This is a genomic window from Lacticaseibacillus jixianensis, from assembly GCF_003946485.1.
GTDB lineage: Bacteria > Bacillota > Bacilli > Lactobacillales > Lactobacillaceae > Lacticaseibacillus > Lacticaseibacillus jixianensis.
Window position 1 is genome coordinate 35,034 of sequence record NZ_RHOJ01000015.1, and the last position, 13,503, is coordinate 48,536.

The following is a 13,503-nucleotide window of genomic DNA, read 5'->3' on the forward strand; positions in this document are numbered from 1 at the left end:
ATGCCAAAAGAACAGAAGATCAACGTCACCCAAGAAGACGTGACCCGCAACGGGCACACGGTTTCGGTGTTGACTTTGGGTAAAAACGAAATCGGCTACGTGGAGCCGGAAGAAGACGGCAAGCACTTCAATGCCTACCTCGCCGGCGACGCGCAGGCCCACCGCCAAAAGACGATGGACGCGGCCGTTGAATTCCTGCTGGCCGAGTATCATTTGCACCAAGGTTAACCAAACAAGGCGAAAAGTCGCTGATGGCTTCGATGCTCGCTTAGGGGCCTGCCGGGCGTTTCTGGCAGGGTCACGCTGAGGCAAGCATTCGGAGCCAGACTTTTATTTGCCGCCGGCAAGTGAAGCGGGAAGCCGGTTTTTTCGGCCAGCCCCAGTGAGGAGAAGGTTATGGCAAAAGACGTTTCGACGCGGCGCCGCAGTGAGGACCGCATCGACTACGGCATTATTTTGTCCGTCATGCTGCTGGCTTTGATCGGCATGGCGGCCATTTATATGGCGGTGTCCCACGACACCAACCCGTCGATCGGCAGCACGACCCGCGCCTTGATCATGCAAGGGGTGTGGTACGTCATCGGCGGGATCGGCATCTTTTTCGTGATGCAGTTTGACGCCGAGCAGCTGTGGCGCGTCGCACCGCTGCTGTACGGGCTGGGGATCTTCCTGCTGGTGCTGGTGCTGGTCGCGTACGACCGGGCGGTGTTCGTCCATACCGGGGCGCGCAGCTGGCTGGGCTTTGGCTCGTTTACCTTCCAGCCGTCAGAGGTGATGAAGCCGGCCTACATCCTGATGCTGGGGCGGGTGGTGACCAACCACAACATTCAGTTCAAGCACTCGACCGCCAATGACTGGCGCCTGATCTTCGAAATGCTGCTGTGGACGTTGCCCATCATCGTGCTTTTGAAGTTGCAAAACGACTTCGGGACCATGCTGGTCTTCCTGGCCATTTTTGCGGGCGTCGTGCTCGTTTCCGGGATCACGTGGAAGATCATCGTCCCGATCGGCGCGGCGGCCGGCACCCTGGGCGGCGGCGCGATCCTGCTGGTGACCCAGACCTGGGGCCGCGACATTCTGGCCAAGTTCGGGTTTGCGGCCTACCAGTTCAAGCGCATCGACTCGTGGCTGAACCCTAGCGGCGCGGCCACGACGGACTCGTATCAGCTCTGGCAGTCGATGAAGGCGATCGGCTCAGGGGAGATGGGCGGCCGCGGCTTTAATAACCTGCAGGTCACCGTCCCCGTGCGGGAGTCCGACATGGCCTTTTCCACCATCGGCGAGGCGTTCGGGTTCATCGGCTGTGCGGTCGTGATCCTGCTGTACTTCCTGTTGATCTGGCAGATGATCCGGGTCATCTTCGACACGCAAAACGAGTTCTACGCTTACATCGCGACCGGGGTCATCATGATGATCCTGTTCCACGTGTTCGAAAACATCGGCATGAACATCGGCCTGCTGCCGCTGACCGGGATCCCGTTGCCGTTCATCTCGCAAGGCGGGTCGTTCTTGCTGGCGGACATGCTGTCGGTGGGGATGATCCTCTCGATGCGGTACCATCACCAGTCCTACATGTTCAGCCAGGACGGCGAGGAATTCAACCGTAAGTAGCAGGCGGTCAGAATCAAAGCAAACTCTCATGCTTTTTTAACGCAGAGGGTTGACAGGCCCTGCCAAACTCGGTAGACTCGAGATAATTTAATTGAGCAAACGAACGATGTGAGAGAGAGACCGTTGCGGACTGCACAGAAAACCCGGGTGGATGAGAGCGGGGTAGCAGCGACGATCGAGAATGGCTCACGGATCGGTGACGCTGAGCTTCGGCAAGGGGTCAATGGCTGGCATCCATTATCTTGCACGCGGGTGATTGCCCGTTAGTGAGGCCAACGTTTCTGACGCTGGCGAATTAGAATGGTACCGCGGGATGACCGCTTCTAACTTTGGTTAGGAGCGGTTTTTGTTTGTTCTAACAAAAAATGGAGGGATTCAAATGAAGTGGTTTAAGCGATTGGCATTAACAGCAGCCCTGGCGCTGCCCGTTCTGGCGTTGGCGGCGTGCGGCAACAGTAGCAGCAGTTCTGCCAGCAAGCCGGTCAAGGTCGGCATCATGAGCACTGACGTTGACATCTGGAAGGACATCCAAAAACGGCTGAAGAAGCAGGACGTCAACATCAAGCTGGTTCAGTTCACGGATTACAACACCCCGAACCGGGCCTTGGAAGACGGCGACATCCAGCTCAACTCGTTCCAGCACTACGAATTTCTGGGCACTTGGAACAAGAAGCACGGCAACCACATCGTCTCCGTGGGTGACACCTATATCGGCCCAATGCGCGCTTACTCCAACAAGATCAAGTCGCTGAAGGACCTGAAGAAGGGCGACAGCGTTTCGCTCCCGAACGACGCGTCAAATGAGGGCCGGGCACTTGACCTGCTGGCGGCAAATGGCATTATTAAAGTCAAGGACGTGGCCACCCCGACCATCCGGGACATCACGGCCAACAAGCTTGACTTGAAGTTCACCGAGCTCGACGCGGCCCAAACCGCACGCTCGCTGAACGACGTGGACGCGGCGGTCGTGAACAACGACATTGCGGCGGCGGCCAACCTCAAGCCGGCCAAGGCGATCGCGGTGGAGAAGATCGGCAAGAAGTCACACCCGTGGATCAACATCATCGCCGCGAAGTCCAAGGCGGACAAGAGCAACAAGACGTACAAGAAGATCGTGAAGGCTTACCAGAGCGCGGCAACCGAGAAGCTCCTGAAGAAGGTCTACAAGGGTGCGGTCCTGCCGGCCTGGACGGGTAAGTACTAATTCTGATAAATGAGAAAGGCGGTTGGTCATGGCAGAACCGGTGATCACCTTAGACAAGGTCGATGTGAATTTTAGCGAGAAGAATAAGAGCGTGCACGCGGTCGATCACGTCGACTTGACGGTTGAGCGCGGCGACATCTACGGGATCGTGGGCTACTCCGGCGCGGGCAAATCCACGCTGGTGCGGACCATTAACCTGCTGCAGCGGCCGACCAGCGGGAAGGTGACGGTGCTCGGGCAGGATATGCTCAAGCTGAGCGCCGCTGATCTGCGCGGCGAGCGGCGCCGCATCGGCATGATCTTTCAGCACTTCAACCTGATGAATTCACTGACCATCGCTGCCAACGTGGCGTTTCCGCTGAAGGGGACGTTGGTCAAGGATCACGACCAGGACGGCAAGGTGTTCTCCCGTAAGATCACCAAGCAGGAGATCGCCAAAAAGGTCAACGATCTGCTGGACCTGGTCGGCCTGCGTGAGCGGGCCACGGCTTACCCCACTGAGCTGTCCGGCGGCCAAAAGCAGCGCGTCGGCATCGCCCGCGCGCTGGCGTCCGATCCGGAGATCCTGATCTCCGACGAGGCGACCTCGGCGCTGGACCCGAAGACCACCAGTTCGATCCTGGCGCTGCTGGCGAGTTTGAACCAGCGGCTCGGGCTGACCATCGTCTTGATCACGCACGAAATGGAAGCCGTCAAGCAGATCTGCAATAAGGTCGCCGTGATGGACGACGGGCGGATCATCGAGCGGGGCGACCTGCTTCACATCTTTGCCGAGCCGCAGCAGCAGCTGACCAAGGACTTCATCGACACCACCATTCAGATCGACGAGGCCATTGCGGCCGTGCGCGACCAGCCGGCGGTGCGCAACCTGACCGCCCCGGACGAGCTGGTGCGGCTGACCTACGTCGGCGCTTCGACTGATCAGCCGCTGGTGGCCACGCTGTTCAAGGAATACAACGTGACGGCCAACATCCTGTTCGGCGACATCCAGATCCTGCAGGGCACGCCGTTCGGCAACCTGCTGGTGGTCCTTTCGGGGACTGCGGACGCGCTTGCGCAGGCGTTTAACTACCTGAAGCGCAGCGACGTGACCGTGCAGCACTTAGCCGCGATGGCGAAGGAGGACGCGAAATGATGGACCTTTTCAATAAATTCTTCCCGCACGTCGGCCCGATCTGGACCGGCGACGGCGGGGTGACGGAGGCCATCGGCCAGACCCTGTACATGACGCTGTGGACCACGGTGATCGCCTTTTTCTTCGGCATCCTGATCGGCATCGTCCTGGTCCTGACCGACGAGCACGGCCTGCTGGAGAATCACCCGACGTACTGGGTCGTCGACAAGCTGGTCAACATCTTCCGGGCGATCCCGTTCATCATCCTGCTGGCCGTCCTGAGCCCGGTGACGCGGCTCATCGTCGGCACCGGGATCGGGCCGCGGGCCGCGCTGGTGCCCCTGATCCTGGGCACCACGCCGTTCTTCGCGCGCCAGGTGCAAAACGCGCTGCTCACCGTCGACCCCGGGGTGATCGAGGCGGCCGAGGCCATGGGCCTGTCGCCGCTGGCCATCGTCTTTCGCGTTTACCTGCGTGAGGGCCTCGGCGAGCTGGTCCGCGTCGGCGTCTTGACCATCATCTCCATCATCGGCCTGACCGCCATGGCCGGCGCCGTTGGGGGCGGCGGCCTGGGGAACTTGGCCATCGCCGTTGGGTACCAGCGCTTCGAAAACGACGTGATCTGGATCGCCATGATCTTCATCCTGATCCTGGTCTTCATCGTGCAGTTCGTCGGCGACCTGATCGCCCGGCGGCTGCAGCACTGATTGGCAAACAGAAGAGCTCGCTGCGGCGAGCTCTTTTTTGATGGTTAACCAGTGGAAACGAAGGAAGAAGAACGAATCGGGAAACCAGTGCACCCAGCTGGCGGTTAACCTTGTAGTCATTACCCGGTCTTGAAACCGTTGACAATTTATTATAAAAGCATATGCTTTGAATGAATTGTAGATTAGCCGATGATTAGGATCATTTTATAATGGCAGATGCCGACACGCTGCACTGACGTGTGCAGGGAAGCCGATGGGGCAATCATCCAGCGATGGAAGTGAAACTGGTGCAAAAACAAGTACGCCGACCCGGTCGCTGGCGCAAATATCTCTTTGGTTTAGCAGGGCTCTTGCTTGCAGGGGTGGCGGCGGCCGCGGTGGTGACGCACCAGACCAACCAGTACGCGGAAGGGCCTGGTCCGGTGGCGCCAGCCAAGCGGTCCGTGCTGGTGGCCGGCAAGGCGGATCACGAGCCTGGCGGTTACTATTTGACCAGTGTTCGGGTCCAGGGGCCGCTGACGGTGGGTCAGGTGCTCGCGGCGCGCCTGCGCCCTTACACCACGGTTTATGCGCAGTCCGCGGCGCGGTTTGGTGATCAGCAGCAGCGGGATTACGCTGCGGTCAAAATGGCGGCGGACAGTGCGCTTCAGGCTGCATTAAAGCTGGCGAAGCGGCGGTATACCGTGGATTACGTGGGGCTGTATGTCCTGACCATTGCCAAGGGCTCGCCGTTTGCGCCGCTCCTGAAAGTGGGCGACACCATCACTTTGGTCGACGGTAAGCATTACGCCAGCGCCCAGCAGTATTTGAAGGCGATTCGCGCGCACCGGCCGGGCACCACGATGACGATTGGCGGGCAAAGGGGCACTCGCCCGCCCTTTAGCGGTGCGGTGAAGATCACGCGCTCGCTCGCTGGCAGCGGGCTTGGCCTGACCTACGGGGACAATACCAGCACTGGAACAGTGCCTGCGGCCGCGGTCACGCCGCGGGCGATCGGTCCCAGTTATGGCTTGATGTACGCCGTCCAGCTCTACACGCAGATCACCGGTCGGCACCTGCGCCAGGGTCAGAAGATCGCGGGCACGGGGACCATTGATCCACAGGGCAACGTCGGGCTGATCGGCGGCATTGATAAGAAAGTCTATGCGGCCAGCCGCGCCGGGATGAAGGTGTTCTTTGCCCCGGACATTGCGCCTTCCCAGCAGCTGCTAAAGCGCTCCCCGGGGTTTGAGAATAACTATGTGGTGGCGCGGCGCACGGCCAAGGCCATTCACACGGCGATGAAAATCGTGCCGGTGAAGACCTTGCGCGGTGCGATCGCCTACTTGCAGCGCCGATAATCGGCCTGGCGCTGCGGCGAGGGGTTCCGCGCTGAATGGAATAAAGCTGATCCACTTCGCAATCACGCACGCCCGCCGGTTACTTTAACGGCGGACGTGATTTTTTTATAGTGCGCAGGGTCGACGGTTTTAGCCCGACGATCAGCCGCTACGCATGTCACCCTGTACGCCATGAATGGCTACAGGGTGATCATAGCCTAAGGCATTGCCGCTGCTTTTTAGCGGCGAGGCCTTAGGCGTAGCTGAGCGCTCGGGCGTTGTCGACCCGGAGCCGGATTTTATAGTGCGCAGGGTCGACGGTTTTAGCCCGACGATCAGCCGCGCCGCATGTCACCCTGTACGCCATGAATGGCTACAGGGTGATCATAGCCTAAGGCATTGCCGCTGTTTTTTAGCGGCGAGGCCTTAGGCGTAGCTGAGCGCTCGGGCGTTGTCGACCCGGAGCCGGATTGTGGTGGGCAAGTCCGGCGTTGCCATCGGGCCAGGCCGCTGCGCCGGCTTGGCGCGGCTGATCCGGTAAAGGCCACGGCACAATTAGCTCGTATGAAAGCGGTTTGCAGGGGACCGATTCGTGCCGTACAATAAGACTAAATAGGCTGGGAGGTAGAATCTTGAGTACATTAGAGATCAAAGACCTGCACGTCAAAGTGAAGGCAGAACCGGAACACCCCGAGATCCTCAAGGGGGTCAACCTGACCATTAACTCCGGCGAGATCCACGCGCTGATGGGGCCAAATGGGAACGGGAAGTCCACCCTGGCGGAGACGCTGATGGGCAATCCCCGCTACGTGGTCAGCCAGGGCGACATCTTGGTCGACGGTCAAAGCATTGTCAGCATGCCCGTCGATGAGCGGGCCCGGCTCGGGTTCTTTTTGGGGATGCAGTATCCCGCCGAGATCAACGGTGTGACCAACGCGGAGTTCATTCGCGCGGCGATCAACGCGCGGCGGCCGGACGACGATCAGATCCCTATCATGACCTTTCTGAACCAGCTGGACGCCACGATGGCGCAGCTGAAGATGCCCGAGGACATGGCGGACCGCTACCTCAACCAGGGCTTTTCCGGCGGCGAGAAGAAGCGCAACGAGATCCTGCAGCTGATGATGATCCGCCCGCACTGGGCGCTGCTGGATGAGATCGACTCCGGGCTGGACATCGACGCGCTGCGCATCGTGGCCGACGGGGTCAATTCGATGCGCGGGGCGGCTTTTGCCTCGCTAATCATCACGCACTATGAGCGCCTGCTCGACTACATCACGCCGGACGTGGTGCACGTGATGAAGGACGGCCGCATCATTGAAACCGGCGGCCCGGAGCTCGCGCACACGCTTGAGCAGACCGGCTACGAGCACCTCAAGGCGGGTGACGGGCATGATTAAACGGCTCCCCATGGCCAACACGCCGAAGATCCCGCTGGCCCGGTACATGAAGGAAGTCAAGGACAGCGCTAAGGTGCCGCCGATGGCCGTGAGTGCCGCGGCCGGCATCAGCGTGCGCCATCCCAGTGCGGCGGCGGGCTTTCCGCGCCGCATCAGCCTGGACGACTGGCTGGCGGCAGCGCCGCAGCAGATCACCGAGCTGACCATTCCGGCCGGCTACCACAGTGCTGAGCCGGTGCTGGTGACCGGCCCGGCTAACGGCGGCGGCCTGCTGCTGATCCACGTCGGCGCAGGCGCCCAGGTGGCGCTGCAAGAGCGTTGGCCGAGCGGCGGCCAGACGCTGGGCGTCGGGGTGCAGGTCGACGTCGCCGAAGACGCGCACGTCGACTGGCTGACTTACGACAGTTTTCAGGCCAAAATGGTCCTGGTGTCCCGCACGGCCGCGCTGGCGGATCGGGCGACGCTGAACTGGACCTTGGCCGGCTTTGCCCAGAACTCCGGGGCCACGCTGATCAATGTCAACCTCCGCGGCACGGGGGCGCAGGCCACCGTGAACGTCGGGGTCCTGGCTTCCGGGACGCAGCACGTCGGCTACACCACCGCGATGACCAACTATGGGCGCAAGTCCAAGGGCCACATCAACCAGCGCGGCGTGATCGTCGGCAAGGCGCACCTGATCTTCAACGGTATCGGCCATATCATCAAGGGCGCGCGCGGCAGCGACAACCAGCAGGAAAACCGCGTGCTGATGCTGGGCCAAGACTCGCGCGGCGACGCCGACCCGATCCTTTTGATCGACGAAAATGACGTCACTGCCGGCCACGCGGCTTCGGTGACGCGCGTGGACCAGACTCAGCTTTATTACCTGATGAGCCGCGGCCTGCCCAAGGCGCTAGCGCAGCGCCTGGTCATTCGCGGCTTCCTGGAAGCCGGCCTGCTGGAGATCACGGATAAGGACCTGAAAGCAGACCTGTTTAAGCAGATCGATGAAACCCTGGTGAATCCCGATGGCAAATGAGTTTCCATTCTTTGCGGCGCATCCCGAGCTGACCTACCTGGACTCGGCGGCGACCGCGCAAAAGCCGCAGGCGGTGATCGACGCGCTCGTCCACTACTACGTGAACGACAACGCCAATGTTCACCGCGGGCTGTACACGCTCGCTTACAACACCACCGAGGCCTACGAGGCGGTGCGGGGGCAAGTCGCACAGTTCATCAACGCTAAAACACCTTCACAGATCGTGTTCACCCGCAGCACCACTGACGGGCTGAACTTGGTGGCGGCCAGCTTTGGCCCGCTGGTCGTGCACGCCGGCGACGAGATCTTGGTGTCCGGGGCCGAGCACCACAGCAATTTCATCCCCTGGCAGCAGCTGGCCAAGCGCACTGGGGCGAAGTTTGTCGTCGCGCCGGTCACCAAGGCCGGCAACACCGATCCGGCCGCCGTCGCGCAGCTGATCACCAAGCGCACCAAGATTGTGGCGCTGGCCCAGGTGACCAACGTGGCCGGGGGGGTGGTGCCGCTCGCACCGCTGGCGGACCAGGTGCACGCGGTCGGCGGCTACCTGGTCGTCGACGGCGCGCAGGCGGTCGCGCACATGAAGGTGGACGTGCAGGCGCTCGGGGCGGACTTTTACGCCTTCTCGGGGCACAAGCTGTACGGGCCGACCGGCATCGGGGTCCTGTACGGCCGGCAGGCGCTGCTGGCCGAAATGCCGCCGGTGCAGTTTGGCGGCGAGATGATCGATGAGGTGCTGGACGCCCAGTCGACCTGGGCGCCGGTGCCGCTGAAGTTCGAGGCCGGCACGCCGAACATCGCTGGCGTCTTCGGCCTGCGTGCCGCCCTTGCCTTCATGGCGGGGCTGGACATGAAGGCCGTCGCCGCGCAGGACCACGCGCTGGTCTTACGACTACGTGCGGGGCTGCTGGCCATTCCCGGCGTGACGGTGTACGGCGACGCCCACAGCGCCGGCATCGTCTCGTTCAACCTGCAGGGCGTGCATCCGCATGATGTGGCCACCGTGCTGGACGAGGCGCACATTGCCGTGCGGGCGGGGCACCACTGCGCCCAGCCCCTGATGGCGCGCCTGGGCGTGCCGGCGACGGTGCGGGCCAGCTTTGGGGTCTACAACACGGCCGCGGACGTCGACAAGCTAGTGGCGGGCGTGGCCGAGGCAAGGAGGCTTTTCCATGAGTTTGACTAAACTGGATCAGCTGTATCGCCAGGTTATCCTGGACGAAGCGAACCACCCCCGGCATCACGGGGTGCTGAAGGCGCCGACCCACGCGGTGACGCTGCGCAACCCCAGCTGCGGGGACGTGCTCACGCTGCAGCTGCAGGTGAAGGATGGCAAGATCCAAGACGCGGCTTTTGCCGGCAGCGGCTGCACGATCTCGCAGGCGTCCGGCAGTTTGATGACGGACCAGATCATCGGCAAAACGCCCGCGCAGGTGGCGGCGATGGTCACGGCTTTTTCCGACCTCGTGATCAACGGCAGCGTGCCTGATGAACAAATTCTGGGATCGGCGGCCATCCTTAAGGGGGTCCACCAGTTCCCGGCGCGCATCAAGTGCGCCACGCTCGCTTGGAAGGCCGCAGCGCAGGCACTTACGGAAGGTGATCAACATGACTGAAACGAAGAACACGAAGAATAACGAAACCGTCGCCTCCCAGGTCGACTTTTTGCAGGACGACAATCCCGGCGACTTCAAGGACGACATCAAGCTGGTCTACTCGACCGGCCGCGGGCTGACCGAGGCCAAGGTGCGGGAGATCTCCGCGGAAAAAGGCGAGCCGCAGTGGATGCTGGACTACCGCCTGGACGCCTACAAGACGTACCAGAAGCTGCCGTTTCCAGACTACGGGCCCGACCTGTCGGACCTGGATCTGGACCAAATGCTGTATTTTCAAAAGGCGACCGACCGGACGTACCGCGACTGGGATGACGTGCCTGACGACTTGAAGCGCACCTTCGACCGCCTTGGCGTGCCCCAGGCCGAGCGCAAGTACTTGGCCGGAGCGTCGGCGCAGTACGAGTCCGAGGTCGTGTACCACAACATCAAAAAGGAGTTCGACAAGCTCGGCATCATCTTCATGGACATGGACTCCGCCCTCAAGCAGTACCCGGACCTGGTGCACCAGTACTTCGGCACCCTGGTCCACCCGTCGGACAACAAGTTCGCCGCGCTGAACGGGGCGGTGTGGTCGGGCGGCTCGTTCATCTACGTGCCTAAGGGCGTGCAGACCGACGTGCCGATCCAGGCCTACTTCCGCCTCAATGCGGAGAATTCCGGCCAATTTGAGCGCACGCTGATCATCGTCGCCCCTGGTGCCCACATCAACTACGTGGAGGGCTGCACAGCGCCGAACTACTCCAGCGACTCGCTGCACGCCGCGGTGGTTGAGGTGTTCGTCCAAGACGACGCTTACTGCCGCTACACCACGATCCAGAATTGGTCCAAGAACGTCTTTTCGCTGGAGACCAAGCGCGCCCAGGCGATGAAAAACGCGACCATGGAGTGGGTCGACGGCAACCTCGGCAGCAAGACGACGATGAAGTACCCGTCCGTTTACCTGGACGGGGAAGGGGCGCGCGGGACGATGCTGTCGATCGCCGTGGCCGGCGCCGGCGTCGATCAGGACAACGGGGCGCGGATGATCCACAACGCGCCGAACACCTCCTCGAACATCGTCTCCAAGTCGATCGCCAAGGACGGTGGGGCCGTGGACTACCGCGGCACCGTGCGCTTCACCAAGAAGGCCGACAACGCCTTTTGCCACGTGGAGTGCGACACAATCCTGATGGACGAGCAGTCAACGTCAGACACCATTCCGTTCACCGAGATCAAGAACTCAAGCGTCTCGATGGAACACGAGGCGAAGGTCTCCAAGGTTTCCGAAGAGCAGCTTTACTACCTGGAAAGCCGCGGCATCCCCGAGGCCAAGGCCACCGAAATGATCATCATGGGCTTCGTTGAGCCGTTCACCAAGGAGCTGCCAATGGAGTACGCCGTGGAGCTCAACCGGCTCATCTCAATGGAAATGGACGGGTCAGTTGGGTGAGCAGGCCAAGGTGCGCAGGGTCGACGCACTTAGCCCGACGATTAGCCTAGCTTCGGGCATTGCCGTCGAACTTTGACGGCGAGGCCCGGAGCGTAGCTAATCGCTCGGGCGTTGTCGACCCGAAGCCCAGTTAGGCCAGGATGTGCAGGACGACGGACGTAGGGGGACAGCTAGCCGCTACGCATGTCAGCCTGTACGCCATAAATGGCTACAGGCTAAGCATAGCCCCAGGCTTTGCCGGCGTTCTGTGCCAGCGAGGCCTGGGCCGTAGCTAGCTGCTCCCCCGTTGCGAACTCGGAGCCCAGTTAGGCCAAGGTGCGCAGAGTTCGCGCACTTAGCCCGACAGCTAGCCGCTCCGCACGTCAGCCTGTACGCCACAAATAGCAACAGGCTGCTCATCGCCCAAGGCCTTACCGCTGTTTTTTGGCGGTAAGGCCTTGGGCGTAGCTCATCAAGCGGGCGTTGTCGACTCGGCCCCCAGTTAGATTGCCCCATTCTGCCAACGACCGCGGCGGCAATGGTATAATGGCTGCAAGGAGGCGGCGTGATGCATGAGGACCTGAACGCTTTCATCAAGGCCAAGTCACTGGGCCTGGCGACGATCAAACCAGACGAGAAGCGGGCGTTTTTGGGCAACTTCCGCGAGCGCGTCGCCATGGCGGTCACCATCCGTCAGCTGCACGACGAGCGGATCCAGACCTTACTGGACCAGGTACTGACCCGCTACCCGCAGTACCGCGTCTACATTAACGGCCGGATGCCGCAGGACCTGGTGGCGTTTTACATGAAGCAGGCCCTGGCGCATGACGTGCCGTTCACCATCATGGCCCAGCCCGGGGTGCGCGTGAAAAAGACGCCCAGCGCCGACGATTTTGGTTGGGTGCTTGCCGACCCGCACCATCAAATTGAGCGGCCGATCCTGCTTTGAGGAGGACGATAAGTGGATTCTCAAGTTACAACAACGATTAAAAGCATTGAAGACATGCGCAAGCAACTGCATCGCGGCAAGCTGTTCCACGGCCTGCCGGACGATTTGCACGCGCTGATTGAAGGCGTCGAAGTGGCGCCGGCGACCCCGGTGGGCCTGCCGGACGACGACGAGGCGGCGCTCGCCAAGATCGCCGCCATTGAAAAGCGCGTCAAGGACGAAAAAGCGCCGCAGGTCAGCGATGCGGAGCTGAAGTATCTGATCGTGCATCTGGCGGCCACCGCGCCGGCCGTGCGCGACAAGGGGGTCTTTTTCCTGCTGTCGGACCTGTTTCAGGCCGACGCGTTCACGGCCAAGCAGGTGAGCTGGCTGTTCAAGACGCTGCAGCGCAAAGACATTTTGTTTGCGCACATCACCGAGCCGGCGAACGACGCCGTCTTCCTGCGCAGTTTTGCGGTGATGCTGCTGTCGGGGCTGGTGTACGCCGACCTCAACCGTTATCACCTCATCACCGCGACGCAGTTCGAGCGCCTGCTGGTCAACCTGTGCGCGTACATCGCGCTGGAACGCGACGGGCGCGGCTACGTGGCCGGCAAGGGCTGGGCGCACGCCTACACCCACATTGGCAACCTGGCCGAGGAGCTCAGCCAGGTGCCGAGTCTCACGCGCGGCGACAAGCTATTGCTCATGGCGACCGTGATCGAGGGTTGGCAGCGGATGACCGACTCGCTGGTGTTTGGCGAGGATCAGCGCGTGTCCTCGTATCTGGTGAACCTGGCCACGAAGAACCAGTTCTACGCCGACGCGCTGGTCATGTGCCTGACGGCCTGGCAGAAGCGCCTGCAGCACCTCAAGCCGAAGGAGGACCTCGCGTTTTGGACGCGCTGGTACAATCGTTCACGTTTGCTGGAAGCGCTGCTCATGCGCGGTGATTTACCGAAAGTGGTCGTCGATTATTTGAAACAAATCATCGACGCGTACTAATAAAATTAGTGATAATAAGTACTCTCTCATTAGTAAATATTTGATGATTAACGGCGACCTAGCGCACTTTTAGCTGGGCCGCCGTTATTATTATAATATGTATGTTTAGAACTTATTCAGACTGTTTTAATCATTACATTAGATACATTTGAAAGTGTTAATCGTCACAAACA

General features: G+C 61.1%; 13 protein-coding genes. All 13 read left to right on the forward strand.

Going from position 1 to position 13,503, the window contains the following annotated elements:
- The 13 genes from EKM85_RS07370 to EKM85_RS07430 all read left to right on the forward strand — a co-directional run bounded on the left by EKM85_RS07370 (window position 1) and on the right by EKM85_RS07430 (window position 13,330).
- Entirely contained in the window at window positions 1–228 is a 228-nt protein-coding gene (locus EKM85_RS07370) for a DUF2969 family protein (RefSeq protein ID WP_125585629.1), read from the forward strand.
- 168 nt (window positions 229–396) lie between these two features.
- On the forward strand, window positions 397–1,611 hold the full coding sequence (locus tag EKM85_RS07375; RefSeq protein ID WP_125585630.1) for an FtsW/RodA/SpoVE family cell cycle protein: 1,215 nt from the start codon (window positions 397–399) through the stop codon (window positions 1,609–1,611).
- Window positions 1,612–1,990: 379 nt separating this feature from the next.
- Window positions 1,991–2,815 (forward strand): MetQ/NlpA family ABC transporter substrate-binding protein, encoded by an 825-nt coding sequence (locus tag EKM85_RS07380; protein WP_125585631.1) that lies wholly within the window; start codon window positions 1,991–1,993, stop codon window positions 2,813–2,815.
- A gap of 28 nt (window positions 2,816–2,843) precedes the next feature.
- Entirely contained in the window at window positions 2,844–3,950 is a 1,107-nt protein-coding gene (locus EKM85_RS07385) for a methionine ABC transporter ATP-binding protein (RefSeq protein WP_125585632.1), read from the forward strand.
- Complete coding sequence (locus tag EKM85_RS07390) at window positions 3,947–4,636, forward strand: methionine ABC transporter permease (RefSeq protein WP_125585633.1); 690 nt, start codon at window positions 3,947–3,949, stop codon at window positions 4,634–4,636. Before EKM85_RS07385 ends, EKM85_RS07390 begins: the two co-directional genes overlap by 4 nt.
- 287 nt (window positions 4,637–4,923) lie before the next feature.
- On the forward strand, window positions 4,924–5,976 hold the full coding sequence (locus tag EKM85_RS07395; RefSeq protein WP_164510706.1) for a SepM family pheromone-processing serine protease: 1,053 nt from the start codon (window positions 4,924–4,926) through the stop codon (window positions 5,974–5,976).
- Window positions 5,977–6,587: 611 nt separating this feature from the next.
- Complete coding sequence (sufC, locus tag EKM85_RS07400) at window positions 6,588–7,355, forward strand: Fe-S cluster assembly ATPase SufC (protein ID WP_125585635.1); 768 nt, start codon at window positions 6,588–6,590, stop codon at window positions 7,353–7,355.
- Window positions 7,348–8,373 (forward strand): SufD family Fe-S cluster assembly protein, encoded by a 1,026-nt coding sequence (locus tag EKM85_RS07405; RefSeq protein ID WP_125585636.1) that lies wholly within the window; start codon window positions 7,348–7,350, stop codon window positions 8,371–8,373. The genes sufC and EKM85_RS07405 overlap by 8 nt, the downstream gene beginning before the upstream one ends.
- Window positions 8,363–9,559, forward strand: a complete 1,197-nt coding sequence (locus EKM85_RS07410; RefSeq protein ID WP_125585637.1) for an aminotransferase class V-fold PLP-dependent enzyme — start codon at window positions 8,363–8,365, stop codon at window positions 9,557–9,559. Before EKM85_RS07405 ends, EKM85_RS07410 begins: the two co-directional genes overlap by 11 nt.
- On the forward strand, window positions 9,546–9,989 hold the full coding sequence (sufU, locus tag EKM85_RS07415; RefSeq protein ID WP_125585638.1) for a Fe-S cluster assembly sulfur transfer protein SufU: 444 nt from the start codon (window positions 9,546–9,548) through the stop codon (window positions 9,987–9,989). The genes EKM85_RS07410 and sufU overlap by 14 nt, the downstream gene beginning before the upstream one ends.
- Window positions 9,982–11,418, forward strand: a complete 1,437-nt coding sequence (gene sufB / locus EKM85_RS07420; RefSeq protein WP_125585639.1) for a Fe-S cluster assembly protein SufB — start codon at window positions 9,982–9,984, stop codon at window positions 11,416–11,418. Before sufU ends, sufB begins: the two co-directional genes overlap by 8 nt.
- A gap of 547 nt (window positions 11,419–11,965) precedes the next feature.
- Window positions 11,966–12,346 (forward strand): DUF1694 domain-containing protein, encoded by a 381-nt coding sequence (locus EKM85_RS07425; RefSeq protein WP_125585640.1) that lies wholly within the window; start codon window positions 11,966–11,968, stop codon window positions 12,344–12,346.
- A 12-nt stretch (window positions 12,347–12,358) separates the two neighbouring features.
- Entirely contained in the window at window positions 12,359–13,330 is a 972-nt protein-coding gene (locus EKM85_RS07430) for a DUF2785 domain-containing protein (protein WP_225418954.1), read from the forward strand.
- Window positions 13,331–13,503 lie beyond the last annotated feature (173 nt).